Source organism: Bradyrhizobium sp. JR4.1 (assembly GCF_040548605.1).
In the GTDB taxonomy this organism is placed as follows: domain Bacteria; phylum Pseudomonadota; class Alphaproteobacteria; order Rhizobiales; family Xanthobacteraceae; genus Bradyrhizobium; species Bradyrhizobium canariense.
Window position 1 is genome coordinate 75,592 of the sequence record NZ_JBEPRY010000013.1, and the last position, 15,666, is coordinate 91,257.

Genomic DNA, 15,666 nt, shown 5'->3' on the forward strand with positions numbered 1-15,666 from the left:
CCATACCCTCCCCGCCCTTCGCAAAAGCGGGATTTCCGTGCTAGGACACCGCCTTAGCAGAAGGTTGAACTCCCCATGGCCGCCCCCCTCAAAGCCGTCGACGGCAATGCCGATCTTCAGGCGCTGATGACCGATCTCGGTACCCGTGCCCGCGCTGCCGCGCGCGTGCTCGCGCTGGCGCCGCCGGAGCAGAAGAACCGGGCGCTCGAGGCCATGGAGCGGGCGATCCGCAACAATGCAGCTACGATCCTTGCTGCCAATGCCGAGGACGTCACCGATGCCCGCGCCTCCGGCAATGCCACCTCCTCCTTCATCGACCGCCTGACGCTGACGTCGGCCCGCGTCGAGGCGATGGCCGAGGGCATCGGCATCGTGCGCGGCATTGCCGATCCGGTCGGCATCGTCACCGAGAGCTGGCAACGGCCGAACGGCATGACCATCGAGCGCGTGCGCGTGCCGCTCGGCGTCGTCGGCGTGATCTTTGAGAGCCGGCCGAACGTTGCGGCGGACGCCGGCGTGCTGTGCCTGAAGTCCGGCAATGCCGTGATCCTGCGCGGCGGCTCCGACAGTTTCCGCTCCTGCCGCGCGATCCACGAATGCCTGGTGCAGGGCCTGCGCGAAGCGGGCCTCCCCGAGGCCGCGATCACGCTGGTGCCGACCCGCGACCGTGCGGCAGTCGGCCAGATGTTGTCGGGGTTGAACGGCGCCGTCGACGTGATCGTGCCGCGCGGAGGCAAGAGCCTGGTCGCGCGCGTCGAGCAGGAAGCGCGCGTGCCGGTGTTTGCGCATCTCGAAGGCGTCAACCATGTCTATATCGACGGCAGCGCCGACCTCGCCATGGCGAAGTCGATCGTGCTCAATGCCAAGATGCGCCGTACCGGCGTCTGCGGCGCCGCCGAGACGCTGCTGGTCGATCGCGCCGCTGCCGGTAAAAACCTGAAGCCGCTGGTCGAGATGCTGATCGAGGCCGGCTGCGAAGTGCGCGGCGACGATGCCGTGCAAAAGACCGATGCCCGCGTCAAACCCGCGAGCGCGGACGATTGGGACACCGAATATCTCGATGCGATCATCGCAGCGAAGGTGGTGGACGGCGTCGACGGCGCGATTGCGCATATCCAGAACCACGGCTCGCACCATACCGATGCGATCGTGAGCGCCGATGAGACCGCTGCGAAGAAATTCCTGAGCGAGGTCGATTCGGCGATCGTGCTGCACAACGTCTCGACGCAGTTCGCCGACGGCGGCGAGTTCGGCTTCGGCGCCGAGATCGGCATCGCCACCGGCAGATTCCATGCCCGCGGCCCGGTTGGCGCCGAGCAGCTGACGAGCTTCAAATATCGCGTTCACGGCACCGGGCAGACGCGGCCGTAGACGACGCAGGGCTCGGGGCATTGAGCAACAATTTCGTCGCGCCACGTTTCTTCGCGCAGGCCATACCAAGCCACACTTCGGGCATGCGCATCGGCCTGCTCGGCGGCTCGTTCAATCCGCCGCACCAGGCCCATCGCGCGATCAGCCAGTTCGCGCTGAAACGTCTCCAGCTCGATCGCGTGTGGTGGCTGGTGACGCCAGGCAATCCGCTGAAGGAGAACGGCGCGTTGCACGAGCTCGGCGAGCGCATGCAGGCGGCGCGCGAAATGGCCGACGACCCCAGGATCGAGGTGAGCTGTCTCGAATCCGTCATTCGCACGCGCTATACTATCGACACGATCAACACCTTGCGCCGCCGCCTCTCGGGCTTGCGCTTTGTCTGGATCATGGGCGCCGACAACCTCGCTCAATTCCATCGTTGGCAGCACTGGCGGCGCATCGCCGGTCAGGTGCCGATCGCGGTCATCGATCGCCCGCCGCAGAGCTTTCGTGCCCTCGCCTCTCCCGCCGCCCAGGCGCTCAGGCGCTACCGCTTGCCGGAGAATGAGGCGCCATTGCTTGCCGATCGGGCCGCCCCGGCCTGGGTATTCCTGACCGGTATGAAGCTGAATCTCTCGTCGACCGGCTTACGGAACCCGGACGGAAGCTGGAAAGGTACGAAGTGAGTCGGATTTGTGCGAACGCCATGCGGCCTTCGGCTCTCTGGCATATTGAAACCCTTAACCCCACATGATGTAGTGTAACCAGTGAGCGCCGGATTCGGCGTTCGCGATACAGTGAAAGGAATGGTCCCTGACCACATCTGTATTGTCCAAGACAGCATCACCCAAGACGGCTTCACCGAAGTCTGTTTTACCCAAGGTTGCCAAGCCGACGCGTAAAACATCGACCAAAGCTGCGGCCTTGAAGGCGCAACCCGACGCCGACAAGACGCTGAGCCTGATCCTCTCCCGCCTCGACGACATGAAGGCGGAAGAGACGGTTACCATCGACCTTCGCGGCAAATCGGCCTACTCCGACTACATGATCGTCACGACCGGCCGGGTGAACCGGCACGTCGGCGCGATCGCGGAGAACGTCGCCAAAGGCCTCAAGGAAAACGGCATCAAGAACATCCACGTCGAGGGCTTGCCCAATTGCGACTGGGTGCTGATCGATTCCGGCGATGTGATCGTGCACGTGTTCAGACCCGAGGTCCGCGAGTTCTACAGTCTCGAGAGATTGTACACGCAGGGCCCAGGGGCGGCGAAGGCGATCTGAGAGGCTGCTGGCCGATTTCGAATCGGCTGACGCGCATGCTAGCGTCGTGCGCGCGCATATCGCGCGCGGTCCAGAAAACGCGACCCTGAACATATTATGCGCATAGCCGTCATTGCGGTGGGCCGGCTGAAGCAGGGCCCCGAACGGGAGCTTGCCGACCGCTATTTCGAGCGGTTCGACGAGGCCGGCCGCAAGCTCGGATTCCGCGAGCTCGCCATCCACGAATTGCCCGAAAGCCGTGCGCGCGATACCGCGACGCGGATGGCCGAAGAGGCCGCGGCGATCTCGGCGCATATTCCCGAAAAATCGGTCCTGGTGGCGCTGGACGAGCGCGGCCAGAATCTGGATTCGACCGTTTTCGCACGGCATCTCGGCCGCTGGCGCGACGAGGGTGCCGGTCACACTATCTTCATGATCGGAGGGGCGGACGGACTTTCGCCCGAATTGCGCCGTAAGGCCAAGCTCGCGATCGCGTTCGGCTCTGCGACCTGGCCGCATCAAATGGTCCGCGTCATGCTTCTGGAACAGCTTTATCGGGCCGCCACCATTCTGGCCGGCCACCCCTATCACCGCGCGTGATCCGCGCCACAACGAGCACCTTTGCCTAAAGCGATGCGAGCGCCTGTCCTCAACCTGCTGCTGATCGCCGGCATGACCGGCGCAAGTATTTTGGGCGCAAGCCTTGCGCAAGCTCAGACGCCTGCACCGCAGACTGCGGCCGTCGCGCCCGATGCGATCAAGCAGCGCGAGCAGGAGCTCGAAGCCACGCGCGCCAGCAAGAAGAGCGCGGAGGAAGCGCAGGCCAAGCTCAAGGCCGAGATCACCTCGCTCGGCCAGGACCGCACCCAGCTCAATCAACAGTTGATCGACACCGCCGCCAATGTGCGCACCGTCGAGACCAAGATCGACGAAGCCGAAGCGCGGCTGCGATCGCTGAACGGCCGCGAGCAGGCGATGCGCAGCTCGCTCGATTCGCGCCGCGCCGACATCGTCGAGGTGCTGGCGGCCTTGCAGCGCGCCGGAAGGCGGACGCCGCCGGCGCTGTTGGTAAGGCCCGAGGATGCCCTGCAATCGCTGCGCACGGCGATGCTGCTCGGTGCCGTGGTGCCGGAATTGCGCGGCCGCGCCGAGAAGATCGCAAGCGAGCTCGGCGAGCTCGTGGCCTTGCGCAAGACCATCGCGACCGAGCGCGACCAGCTTGCCTCCGACCGCGACAAGGTGCGCAACGACCAGACCCGGCTCGCAGCTCTGGTCGACGAGCGGCAGCGCCAGCAGGCGTCGCGCGAAAAGGACCTCGACGCCGAGAATGCGCGCGCCGTCGCGCTCTCACGACAGGTCGGCGATCTCCAGGGGCTGATCGCCAAGATGGAGCAGGATCTGCAAAGTGCCGCCAAGGCGGCTGAGAAGGCGGCTGAGGCCGCCAAGCAGGCCGAGGCAAAGGCCGCTGCAAACGCGGCCGCCAGCGCCAAGACCGGCCCTGGCGCTTTCAAGGATCGTTCCCGGACCACCCCCGCGATGGCCTTTGCCGCGGCCAAGGGTCTGCTGCCTCTTCCGGTTAACGGTAACAAGATCAGGGATTTCGGCGGTTCGGACGGGCTCGGCGGGGTCCAGAAGGGCATTTCGCTGGCGACCCGGCCCGGCTCCCAGGTCACGACGCCGTGTGATGGCTGGGTAGTCTATGCCGGCCCCTTCCGCAGCTATGGACAACTCTTGATCCTCAATGCCGGGGGCGGGTATCATGTGCTGATCGCCGGGATGGAGCGCATTTCGGTCAACATCGGTCAGTTTGTGCTCACGGGGGAGCCTGTCGCGACCATGGGGTCGACTTCTCAAGTCGCCTCCATTCTCGCCACGAACGCGAGTCAACCTGTGCTCTATGTCGAGTTCCGCAAAGACGGCACTCCAATCGATCCAGGCCCATGGTGGGCCGCAAATGAAGGCGAGAAGGTTCGCGGATGATGCGCAAGACTTCAGTTATCCTCCTCAGCGCGGCCACCGGTGCGGCGCTGACGCTGTTCGTGACGCAACCGCGCGCAGTCTTCATGGGCTCCAGCGCGCGAGCCGCCACCGCGGACACCTATCGCCAGCTCAATTTGTTCGGCGACGTCTTCGAGCGCGTCCGCTCGGACTATGTCGAGAAGCCCGACGACACCAAGCTGATCGAATCCGCGATCAGCGGCATGCTCACCGGTCTCGATCCGCATTCGAGCTACATGGACGCCAAGAGCTTCCGCGACATGCAGGTGCAGACCCGCGGTGAGTTCGGCGGCCTCGGCATCGAAGTCACGATGGAAGACGGCCTGATCAAGGTGGTCTCCCCGATCGACGACACCCCGGCCTCGCGGGCCGGCGTCATGGCCAACGACATCATCACCAATCTGGACGACGAAGCGGTGCAGGGCCTGACCCTGAACCAGGCGGTCGAGAAGATGCGCGGCCCCGTCAACACCAAGATCAAGCTCAAGATCATCCGCAAGGGCCAGGACAATCCGATCGACGTCACGCTGGTGCGCGACAACATCCGCGTCCGTTCGGTGCGCGCCCGCATCGAGGCCGACGACATCGCCTATATCCGCATCACCACCTTCAACGAGCAGACCACCGAAGGCCTGAAGCGCGAGGTCGCCAACCTCTCGAATCAGATCGGCGACAAGCTGAAGGGCTACGTCATCGACCTCCGCAACAACCCGGGCGGCCTGCTCGAGGAAGCGGTCACCGTCTCCGACTCCTTCCTGGAGAAGGGCGAGATCGTCTCGACCCGCGGCCGCAATGCCGAGGAGACCCAGCGCCGTACCGCGCATACGGGCGACCTCACCAAGGGCAAGCCGGTGATCGTGCTGGTCAATGGCGGCTCGGCTTCGGCGTCGGAGATCGTCGCCGGCGCGCTGCAGGACCACAAGCGCGCGACCATCGTCGGCACGCGTTCGTTCGGCAAGGGCTCGGTGCAGACCATCATTCCGCTCGGCTCCGGCAACGGCGCGCTGCGTCTGACCACGGCGCGCTACTACACGCCGTCGGGCAAGTCGATCCAGGCCAAGGGCATCGTGCCCGACATCGAAGTGCTGCAGGACGTGCCGGACGAGCTGAAGTCGCGCACCGACACCAAGGGCGAAGCTTCGCTGCGCGGCCATCTCAAGAACGACGGCGACGAGAAGACCGGCTCGCAGTCCTACGTTCCGCCGGACGCCAAGGACGACAAGGCGCTCAAGCTCGCCGACGATTTGCTCCACGGCATCAAGAACAGCGCCTCCGCAGCGCCCACCCCGGGCGGCGACAAGGCCACGACCGACAAGCCCAAAGCGGCGAACTAAGTCGGCGCATCGCGATCTGACGAAAAGGGCGGCTCCCGGAGCCGCCCTTTTTGCTTGGAGCTCCTGATATCCCCGGCCTATCCCGGCCTGCCGCCGCTTGACCCCGGCGTGGTATCGTCATCTCGAGTGATTCGGGATCGCGCATGACTGAAACGGCCGATGATCTGAGCGCCCCGCTCGGACGGGACAAGCCGCGCCGGAAGCGCCGGCTGCGGCTGCCGTTCACGGCCATGCAGCTGCTCGCAGTCCTGCTCGGCCTGTTCCTGGTCACCTTTGCCGGCTTCGCCATCTTCAACAAGGATCCGCTCGGCGGCGAGCCGATGACGCGGCTCGCGATCCGCGAGCCCAGTGCCGCAGACAAGACCGGCGACGACAAGCCGGCCGCCGCCAGCCACGGCCAGGACAGCAAGCAGGAAAGCAAGCAAGAGACCAGGGACGCACCGAAGCAGGCGGGCGAGCAGAAGACCGTCACCATGATCGACGGTTCCACCGGCACCCGCCACGACGTGGTGATCGGCGGCGATGCCGCCGGCAAAAGCGAGGCGGCCTCGGCCTCCGCACCGCCGCCAGTCATGGCCGGGATCGACCCAAAACTCCTTGAGAAATCGCGCTACGGCATGATCCCCGCGATGTCCGGGGATCTGAAGCCGTTCAACGTCTATGCGGCGGATGCCGATCGCGCCAAGGCCGCCAAGATGCCGGTGGTCGCGATCCTGATCGGCGGCCTCGGCGTCGGCGCCGCCAAGACCACCGATGCCATCATGCGGCTGCCACCGGCGGTGACGCTGGCCTTCACACCCTATGGTTCCGATCCAGGAAAACTCGCCGAGCGCGCCCGCGCCCAGCGCCACGAGATCTTCCTCCAGATTCCGATGGAGCCCTACGACTTCCCAGACAACGATCCGGGACCGCAGACGCTGCTGACCTCGCTGAGTGCCGACCAGAACATGGACCGCCTGTACTGGCATCTGAGCCGGATCCAGGGCTATGCCGGCCTCACCAATTTCATGGGTGCCCGCTTCATCGCAACGGAGCCGGCGATGCAGCCGATCATTCGCGAGGCGGCCAAGCGCGGCCTCGGCTTCTTCGACGACGGCTCATCGCCCCGCAGCATCGCACCGCAGGCCGCCGGCAGCCTGGCGATGCCGTTCGGCAAGGGCGATATCGCGATCGACGCAGTGCCGACCCCGGCGGAGATCGACCGCGCCCTGACCAAGCTCGAAGCGGCGGCACGCGAGCGCGGCGTGGCCGTGGGCACCGCCTCCGCCCTTCCGGTCTCGATCGAGCGCATCGGCGTCTGGACCAAGACATTGGGCGACCGAGGTATCCTTTTGGTGCCATTGACAACCGCGATGCTGAAATCAAAATCCAGCTAAATCAACGGATTGGTACGGCACAGGCCCGCGGGGCCTGCTTCAGCCTTACCGACGGCATGCGAGAGGTCTGGCGGAATGGCGCGTTACGAGGATCTGCCCTACCGGACCTGCGTCGGCGTGATGTTGCTCAACAAGGACGGACTGGTGTTCATCGGCCGGCGTGCCGGCGGCATCGAGCATGTCGACGACACCCATGTCTGGCAGATGCCGCAGGGCGGCGTCGATCCCGGCGAGGATAATTGGGAGGCCGCCAAGCGCGAGCTCTATGAGGAGACCAGCGTGCGCTCGGTCGAGCGGCTCGGCGAGGTTCCGGACTGGCTCACTTACGACATTCCGCGCACGGTTGCCGGGCGCGCCTGGAAGGGCCGCTACCGCGGCCAGCGCCAGAAATGGTTCGCGGTCCGCTTCACCGGCAAGGACAGCGAGATCAACGTCGAAAAGCCCGGCGGCGGCCACAAGGCCGAGTTCGTGAGCTGGCGCTGGGAACCGATGAAGAACCTGACCGGGCTGATCATCCCGTTCAAGCGTCCGGTCTACGAGCGCGTGGTGAAGGAATTTTCCGCGCTGGCGCGGGATTAGTTCAGGTCGCCATTCCAGCTTGATGCTAATGCATCGCCTGAAATGACGACGAGAGATCCACGCGTGACCCATGAAAAGCCTTACCGTCCCAATGTCGGAATCGCGCTGTTCAACGCCGATGGCCGCGTGCTGATCGGGCACCGCTTCAAGGGCGACGGACCCGAGATCATCCTGCCGGGCCTCGACTGGCAGATGCCGCAGGGCGGCGTCGACGAGGGCGAGGATTTGCGCGATGCCGCGCTGCGCGAGCTCTGGGAAGAGACCAGCGTCAAGAGCGCAACCTATCTCGGCGAGACCGACTGGCTGACTTACGAATTTCCGCCCTATGACGGGCCGCAGACGCATCGGCTGGCGAAATTCCGCGGTCAGCTCCAGAAATGGTTCGCGCTGCGCTTCACCGGCAAGGATGACGAGATCGATCCGCTGACGCCGCGCAACGGGCAGCCCGCCGAGTTCGACGCTTGGCGCTGGGAGCGGCTCGACCGCGTCCCCGATGTCGTGGTGCCGTTCCGCCGCCACGTCTACAGCGCAGTGGCGCAGCAGTTTGCGCCCTTCGCCAACTAAAAACGCGAAAACAACCCCATGCACAGTAGAACGGGGTTGAAATCATTAGAGAACTTTCGCCGGAAATTTGCGCGAGCCTAATTGATCGGTCCCACCGTGAACGGGCCGATCGCGATGACGTGGCAGTCGCTGTCGCGCTTGGCGCAGTCGGCGAGCGCGGAATTGACGGCGGTCTGCTCGTCCGCGGCCTTGAGGCCGAGGCCCGGCCGGCCCGCGGTGCCGACCGCGACGGCGTTCCAGCCCATGCCGTCGGCGAGCTTGCGCACGACCTCGTCGCGCGCATCTGCGACGATCGAGGCGTTGGACGCCGCGTGGAAGAAGCCGGTGATCCTCAGCAGGATCGGGATCGGCACGACGAAATTCTCGTCGACCGCAACGACCAGGCAAGCGACGCCGGCGATCGCGCCGCACGATTCCAGCGAACGCCGCGCGGCATCGTCGGCGGATGATGCGCCCATCACCATGAAATATTGACCGCCCGGGCCGAGCGCGACCGCGCGGGATTTTGCAGCGGGCACGAACATGTTCTCGAGGCGGACTTTCGCGGGATCGCGCACCATCGGAAAGTCTTTGGAGGCAAAGGCACGCTCGGTCATGGCATCATGCCGGATGAACGGTTGCGGCGGCATCGGCGGCTTGCCGTGCGTGTAGACAATGTTGTTGCCGACCGCATAGAGCTCGCAGCGCCGCGGCGACTGCGCGGCATCGGCGCGCTTCTGACACTGATCGAGTGCGGCGTTGCGCGCGGCTTCCTCGTTCGGCTGATTCAACGACGCGCCGGTGAACCCGCCGACATTGAGCGCGAACGCCTTGTAGTTGCCGGCAGCGGAATAGTCGCCAGCCAGGTAGTTGCGGATGCGCTCGTTGATAAAGGGGACGCTGTCGGCGGGAAACTTGCCGGCCATCGGTGAAGCCGATGGTGCCGGCATGGGCATCGGCGCTTTCGCTGCCATGGTGGCTGACGGGCTTGGCGCTGCTGCCGCAGCCGCGCTGGGCATCGGACTTGATGCAGAGCTTGGCGCAATCGCTGCAACCGCCGGCGCCCTGGTGGTCTCGAGCTTGGTGAAATAGAGGAAGCCACCGACGCCGATGGCGACGACGGAGACGACACCGACCACCAGCGGCCACATCCAGTTCGGCGCGGCCGCGGCCTTCGCCATCTTCTTGATCTGCGGCGTCGCGTAGCTGCCGTCCCCGCGCCGCATTGCCACCATGTAGGCGTGCACCGGCGTCGGGATGTTCTTGACCTCCTGCGCGCCGATATCGGCGAACTGCACCGACAGCTTGTTGGCGACCTGCTCGTGCACGGCGCGGGAGACGCAGATGCCGCCGACCTCGGCGAGGCCCTCGAGCCGGGCGGCGATGTTGACGCCGTCACCGAGCAGATCGCCGTCGCGCTCGACCACGTCGCCGATGGTGATGCCGATGCGGAACGACATCTGCCGGCTTGGCGGATAGGCCATGTTGCGGGTTCGCAGGGATTCCTGAATGTCGATCGCGCAGCGCACCGCATCGACTGCGCTTGGAAATTCCGCGAGCACGGCGTCACCCGCAGTGTTGAAGATGCGTCCGCCCGCCTTGGCAATGAAATCGTCGACAACCTCGCGATAGGAGGCGAGACGCCGCAGCGTCTCCTCTTCGTCTTCCGCGACCAGTCGTGAATAGCCGGCAATATCGGCTGCGAAAATCGCTGCGATCTTGCGTTTCATTTTGCGGCCGGCCCCCGGAACAAAGTTCGCGAGTGCAGAATGGCGCGATCGGCGGCGCGGTGCAACAAAGTTTCAGCGCCCGCCACTTCCGTGACGAGCGCTGAACTTATTCAGGAATTTTCAGTTCGGGCCCCGGCGCGATGCACCGGGGCTTAGTGCATAGCCGTGCTGCTGAGCTGCTGCTGGATGCTCTTGAAGTGGTCGAGCCGCGCGATGGCTTGATCGAGCTCGTTGCCTTCGTGCTCCTTCAATCCCTCTTCCATCTCCGAGATAGTCGCGGCGAACTGGGCGCGATCGAGCTCGGCCAGCGAGGTCGCGACGTCGGCGAGTACCGTCAGGCCCTTGTCGGAAACTTCGGCGATACCGCCGAGCACGATGATCTTCTCGTGCTTGCCGCCGGTGGTCACGGTGAGAATGCCGGGCCGGATCGCGGCCACGACCGGAGCGTGTCCCGCCAGCACGCCGAAATCACCTTCGACGCCGGGGATATCGACCTGGTCGACCTCGCCCGAGAAGGCGAGCTTTTCCGGCGAGACGAGATCGAAGTGGAAGGTGGCCATTGGAAACCTGCGAATGGTGAGTAGCGAATTGCGAATGGAGCGGGAGCAGCGCGACTATTCGCTACTCCCTGCTCGCCCTTCGCAGCTTAGGCCGCCTCGGCCGCCAGCTTCTTGCCCTTCTCGATCGCCTCTTCGATGGTGCCGACCATGTAGAAGGCGGCTTCCGGCAGGTGATCGTACTTGCCTTCGCAGAGGCCGCGGAAGCCCTTGATGGTGTCCGCGAGGTCGACGAACTTGCCGGGCGAGCCGGTGAAGATTTCGGCGACGTGGAACGGCTGCGACAGGAAGCGCTCGATCTTGCGGGCGCGGGCCACCGTCAGCTTGTCCTCTTCCGAAAGCTCGTCCATGCCGAGAATGGCGATGATGTCCTGCAGCGACTTGTAGCGCTGCAGCACCTGCTGGACCTGACGCGCGGTGTCGTAATGCTCCTGGCCGACGACGAGCGGCGAGAGCATGCGCGAGGTCGAGTCGAGCGGATCCACCGCCGGATAGATGCCCTTTTCCGAGATCGCGCGGTTCAACACCGTGGTGGCGTCCAAATGCGCGAACGAGGTCGCGGGCGCCGGGTCGGTCAAGTCGTCGGCCGGAACGTAAATGGCCTGCACCGAAGTGATCGAACCCTTCTGCGTGGTGGTGATGCGCTCCTGCAGCGCGCCCATGTCGGTGGCAAGCGTCGGCTGGTAACCCACGGCGCTCGGGATACGACCGAGCAGCGCCGACACTTCAGAACCGGCCTGGGTGAAGCGGAAGATGTTGTCGACGAAGAACAGCACGTCCTGGCCCTGGTCGCGGAAGTGCTCGGCGACGGTCAGACCGGTGAGGCCGACTCGGGCGCGGGCGCCGGGCGGCTCGTTCATCTGGCCGAACACCAGCGCGCACTTCGACTTGACGCTCGGATCCGGATTGTGCGGATCGGCGTTGACCTTGGACTCGATGAACTCGTGATAGAGGTCGTTGCCCTCGCGGGTACGCTCACCGACGCCGGCGAACACGGAGTAACCACCGTGGGCCTTCGCGACGTTGTTGATCAGCTCCTGAATCAGCACGGTCTTGCCGACGCCGGCGCCGCCGAACAGGCCGATCTTGCCGCCCTTGGCGTAGGGCGCGAGCAAGTCGACGACCTTGATGCCTGTGACGAGAATTTCAGCTTCGGTCGACTGGTCGGTGTAGCTCGGCGCTTCCTGGTGGATGGCGCGCATGCCTTCGGACTGGATCGGGCCGGCTTCGTCGATCGGCTCGCCGATCACGTTCATGATGCGGCCGAGCGTGCCCGCGCCGACGGGAACCGAGATCGGCTGACCGGTGTCGGTCACTTCCTGGCCGCGGACCAGACCTTCGGTCACGTCCATCGCGATCGTGCGCACGGTAGACTCACCGAGATGCTGCGCAACTTCCAGCACGAGGCGGATGTTGCCGTTCCTGGTTTCCAACGAATTCAGAATGGCCGGCAGATGGCCTTCGAACTGAACGTCGACGACGGCGCCCATGACCTGGGTGACACGACCGACCTGGGTAGCTGCTGTAGCCATGAAGCTCTCCTTCGAAATTCTTTACTTGAACGACCGTCGTTTGGTTCGTGCGTCAGACCGCCTCGGCGCCGGAGATGATCTCGATCAGCTCCTTGGTGATCTGGGCTTGACGGGTTCGGTTGTAGATCTGGGTTTGCTTGCGGATCATTTCGCCCGCGTTGCGGGTGGCGTTGTCCATCGAGCTCATCTGCGCGCCGTAGAACGAGGCGTTGTTTTCCAGCAGCGCGCGGAAAATCTGCACCGCGATATTCCGCGGCAACAGGCCGGAGAGGAGTTCGTCTTCCTCCGGCTCGTAGTCGTAGGACGTCGACGGCGCGTTCGCCGCCTTTTCTTCCACGGTCAACGGAATGATCTGCTGCGCGGTCGGGACCTGGGCGATCACCGACTTGAACTGCGCGTAGAACAGCGTGCAGACGTCGAATTCGCCGTTGTCGAAGCGGGCCAAGACCTTCTTGGCGATGTCCTCGGCGTTGAGGAAGCCGAGCTGACGAACGCCGCGCAGGTCGAGGTGCTCGATGATCTGCTTGTCGTACAGGCGGCGGAGCTGCTCGTAGCCCTTGCGACCGACGCAGAAGAATTTGACTTCCTTGCCCTGCGCGATCAGCGCCTGGGCGCGCTCGCGCGCGAGACGCACGATCGAGGAGTTGAAGGCGCCGGACAGACCACGCTCGCCGGTGCAGACCAGCAGCAGGTGAACCTGATCCTTGCCGGTGCCGCCCAGCAGCACCGGAGCGCCGGGCGAACCGGCGGCAGCGCTGGCGATGTTGGAGATCACCGCGCTCATCTTGTCGGCATATGGCCGCGCCGCCTCGGCCGCCTGCTGGGCGCGGCGCAACCGGGACGCCGCGACCATCTGCATGGCCTTGGTGATCTTCTGCGTCGCCTTGGTGGAGGCGATGCGGACGCGCATGTCTTTAAGTGACGCCATTCTTCGTTCACCCCGGCGGTTCGACCCCTTGGATCAAGCCGCTAGCCTATCCCAGTCGTCATGCCCGGGCGTGTCCCGGGCATCCACGTCTTCGTTTCCATGCAGTGAGGCACGGAAGGCCGGGACACGAAGCCCGGCCTTGCGACCGTTCTCTTATGCGAAGCTCTTGGCGAAACCTTCGACCACCGACTTCAGCTTGGCGGCACTGTCGTCGGAGAGATCGCGGCTATCGCGGATCGCGTTGAGGATATCGACGTTCTTGCCGCGCAGCAGCGACAACAGACCGTCCTCGAACGCGCGCACCTTGTTGACCGGAAGCGGATCGAGATAGCCGTTGGTGCCGGCCCAGATCACGCAGACCTGCTCTTCCATCTTCAGCGGCGCGAACTGCGGCTGCTTCAGGAGCTCGGTGAGACGCGAGCCGCGGTTGAGCAGGCGCTGGGTCGAGGCGTCGAGGTCGGAGCCGAACTGCGCGAACGCCGCCATTTCGCGGTACTGCGCCAGCTCGCCCTTGATCTTGCCGGCGACCTTCTTGGTGGCCTTGGTCTGCGCCGAGGAGCCGACGCGCGACACCGACAGACCGACGTTCACCGCGGGGCGGATGCCCTGGAAGAACAGGTCGGTTTCGAGGAAGATCTGGCCGTCGGTGATCGAGATGACGTTGGTCGGAATGTAGGCCGACACGTCGTTGGCCTGGGTTTCGATGACCGGCAGCGCCGTCAGCGAGCCCGAGCCCTGGTCCTTGTTCAGCTTCGCCGCGCGCTCGAGCAGGCGGGAATGCAGATAGAACACGTCGCCCGGATAGGCTTCGCGGCCCGGCGGGCGGCGCAGCAGGAGCGACATCTGGCGGTAGGCGACGGCCTGCTTGGACAAATCGTCATAGATGATGACGGCGTGCATGCCGTTGTCGCGGAAGTACTCGCCCATGGTGCAGCCGGTGAACGGCGCGATGTACTGCATCGGTGCCGGATCCGACGCGGTGGCGGCGACGATGATCGAATATTCGAGCGCGCCCTGCTCTTCCAGCACCTTCACGAACTGGGCAACGGTCGAGCGCTTCTGGCCGATCGCGACGTAGACGCAATACAGCTTGATGTTCTCGTCCGGCTGCGCGTTGAGCGGCTTCTGGTTGAGAATGGTGTCGAGCGCGATCGCGGTCTTGCCGGTCTGACGGTCGCCGATGATCAGCTCGCGCTGGCCGCGGCCGATCGGGATCAGGGCGTCGATCGCCTTGAGGCCGGTCGCCATCGGCTCGTTCACCGATTTGCGCGGAATGATGCCGGGCGCCTTGACGTCGACGCGCATGCGCTTGTCGGCCTGGATCGGGCCCTTGCCGTCGATGGGGTTGCCGAGCGCGTCGACGACGCGGCCGAGCAGGCCCTTGCCGACCGGCGCGTCCACGATGGCGCGGGTGCGCTTGACGGTCTGGCCTTCCTTGATCTCGCGGTCGGCGCCGAAAATGACGATACCGACGTTGTCGGTCTCGAGGTTCAGCGCCATGCCGCGGGTGCCGTTCTCGAACTCGACCATTTCACCGGCCTGGACGTTATCCAGACCGTAAACGCGGGCGATACCGTCGCCGACGGACAGCACCTGTCCGACTTCGGAGACTTCAGCTTCCTGGCCGAAATTCTTGATCTGGTCCTTGAGGATCGCGGAAATTTCCGCGGCGCGGATGTCCATCAGCCTGCCTCTTTCATCGCGTGCTTGATCGAATTGAGTTTGGTGCGAAGCGAGCTATCGATCATCCGGCTGCCAAGCTTGACCACGAGGCCACCGATGATCGAGGGATCGATCTTCACGTTGAGCGCGACGTCCTTGCCGGTCACCGACTTCAGGGCAACCTTGAGGGCGTCGAGATTCTTGTCCGAGAGCGCCTCCGCCACGGTGACGTCGGCCGTCGCCTCGCCCTTGAACCTGGCGACCAGGGCGCGATAGGCGCGGATGACGTCAGCCACCGCGAACAGGCGGCGGTTGGCGGTCAGCACTTTCAGGAAATTGGCGGAGATGCCGGCGATGCCCGCCTTGTCCAAAACGGCCGAGAGGGCCCTGGACTGGGCATCGGCCGCGAACACAGGGCTGCGGACGAGGCGCTTCAGATCGGCGCTTTCGTTCAGCATGCCCTCGAATTTTTCGAGATCGGCTTTGACCTCGTCGACCACTTTCTGGTCGCGGGCCAGTTCAAACAAGGCCGTTGCATAACGGCCCGACACACCGGAAACGGACGTATCTTCTGCAGCCACAGACGTGCTCTTTTTGCTGTCAAACTCGCAAGGGAAAAACCGTCGCCACAAAGCGGCGCCTAGCGATCCAAGCCCTTGGAATTCAAGCGGGACTTCGATTTTCGACCCCGCACGGAAGTGCCGGGCTCGTTAAAATCGCGGCTTTGCTAACATAGCAGGCGCGCACGTGCAACATGACGCCAAATTAAAGGCATGACGTTCTGTCGCCAGTTCGTCGCACTCCACGACGACGCGAC

General features: G+C 64.7%; 15 protein-coding genes. 9 read left to right on the forward strand and 6 right to left on the reverse strand.

The window, feature by feature from the left end; genetic code table 11:
* Positions 1-75 precede the first annotated feature (75 nt).
* The 9 genes from ABIB90_RS24005 (at position 76) to ABIB90_RS24045 (ending at position 8,461) form a co-directional block, all read left to right on the forward strand.
* On the forward strand, positions 76-1,371 hold the full coding sequence (locus ABIB90_RS24005) for a glutamate-5-semialdehyde dehydrogenase (protein ID WP_354201501.1): 1,296 nt from the start codon (positions 76-78) through the stop codon (positions 1,369-1,371).
* A gap of 20 nt (positions 1,372-1,391) precedes the next feature.
* A complete protein-coding gene (locus ABIB90_RS24010) occupies positions 1,392-2,036 on the forward strand; it encodes a nicotinate-nucleotide adenylyltransferase (RefSeq protein ID WP_354201502.1) in 645 nt (214 codons plus the stop codon).
* A 238-nt stretch (positions 2,037-2,274) separates the two neighbouring features.
* Positions 2,275-2,631, forward strand: a complete 357-nt coding sequence (gene rsfS / locus ABIB90_RS24015; RefSeq protein WP_007598906.1) for a ribosome silencing factor — start codon at positions 2,275-2,277, stop codon at positions 2,629-2,631.
* Between the two features lie 96 nt (positions 2,632-2,727).
* Entirely contained in the window at positions 2,728-3,210 is a 483-nt protein-coding gene (gene rlmH, locus ABIB90_RS24020) for a 23S rRNA (pseudouridine(1915)-N(3))-methyltransferase RlmH (RefSeq protein ID WP_007598905.1), read from the forward strand.
* Between the two features lie 33 nt (positions 3,211-3,243).
* Positions 3,244-4,590, forward strand: coding sequence for a murein hydrolase activator EnvC family protein (locus ABIB90_RS24025; RefSeq protein ID WP_354201503.1), 1,347 nt, complete (start codon positions 3,244-3,246; stop codon positions 4,588-4,590).
* Entirely contained in the window at positions 4,587-5,942 is a 1,356-nt protein-coding gene (locus ABIB90_RS24030) for a S41 family peptidase (protein ID WP_007598902.1), read from the forward strand. Before ABIB90_RS24025 ends, ABIB90_RS24030 begins: the two co-directional genes overlap by 4 nt.
* 143 nt (positions 5,943-6,085) lie before the next feature.
* Complete coding sequence (locus ABIB90_RS24035; protein ID WP_354201504.1) at positions 6,086-7,318, forward strand: divergent polysaccharide deacetylase family protein; 1,233 nt, start codon at positions 6,086-6,088, stop codon at positions 7,316-7,318.
* Between the two features lie 75 nt (positions 7,319-7,393).
* Positions 7,394-7,897 carry an RNA pyrophosphohydrolase gene (locus tag ABIB90_RS24040; RefSeq protein ID WP_007598900.1) on the forward strand — a complete coding sequence of 168 codons (504 nt, stop codon included), beginning with the start codon at positions 7,394-7,396 and terminating at the stop codon, positions 7,895-7,897.
* Between the two features lie 63 nt (positions 7,898-7,960).
* Positions 7,961-8,461: an RNA pyrophosphohydrolase gene (locus ABIB90_RS24045; RefSeq protein ID WP_354201505.1), complete on the forward strand. Its 501-nt coding sequence runs from the start codon at positions 7,961-7,963 to the stop codon at positions 8,459-8,461.
* A gap of 77 nt (positions 8,462-8,538) precedes the next feature.
* On the opposite strand, the gene ABIB90_RS24050 is transcribed toward ABIB90_RS24045, so the two are convergent.
* From ABIB90_RS24050 to ABIB90_RS24075, 6 genes are all read right to left on the reverse strand, one after another.
* On the reverse strand, positions 8,539-10,170 hold the full coding sequence (locus ABIB90_RS24050; protein ID WP_354201506.1) for an adenylate/guanylate cyclase domain-containing protein: 1,632 nt from the start codon (positions 10,168-10,170) through the stop codon (positions 8,539-8,541).
* Positions 10,171-10,322: 152 nt separating this feature from the next.
* Positions 10,323-10,730 carry a F0F1 ATP synthase subunit epsilon gene (locus ABIB90_RS24055; RefSeq protein WP_007598897.1) on the reverse strand — a complete coding sequence of 136 codons (408 nt, stop codon included), beginning with the start codon at positions 10,728-10,730 and terminating at the stop codon, positions 10,323-10,325.
* A gap of 86 nt (positions 10,731-10,816) precedes the next feature.
* A complete protein-coding gene (gene atpD / locus ABIB90_RS24060) occupies positions 10,817-12,259 on the reverse strand; it encodes a F0F1 ATP synthase subunit beta (RefSeq protein ID WP_007598896.1) in 1,443 nt (480 codons plus the stop codon).
* A 52-nt stretch (positions 12,260-12,311) separates the two neighbouring features.
* Positions 12,312-13,187, reverse strand: a complete 876-nt coding sequence (locus ABIB90_RS24065) for a F0F1 ATP synthase subunit gamma (protein ID WP_007598895.1) — start codon at positions 13,185-13,187, stop codon at positions 12,312-12,314.
* A gap of 153 nt (positions 13,188-13,340) precedes the next feature.
* On the reverse strand, positions 13,341-14,870 hold the full coding sequence (atpA, locus tag ABIB90_RS24070) for a F0F1 ATP synthase subunit alpha (protein WP_007598893.1): 1,530 nt from the start codon (positions 14,868-14,870) through the stop codon (positions 13,341-13,343).
* Positions 14,870-15,430 (reverse strand): F0F1 ATP synthase subunit delta, encoded by a 561-nt coding sequence (locus ABIB90_RS24075; RefSeq protein WP_007598889.1) that lies wholly within the window; start codon positions 15,428-15,430, stop codon positions 14,870-14,872. Before ABIB90_RS24075 ends, atpA begins: the two co-directional genes overlap by 1 nt.
* Between the last annotated feature and the right edge of the window lie 236 nt (positions 15,431-15,666).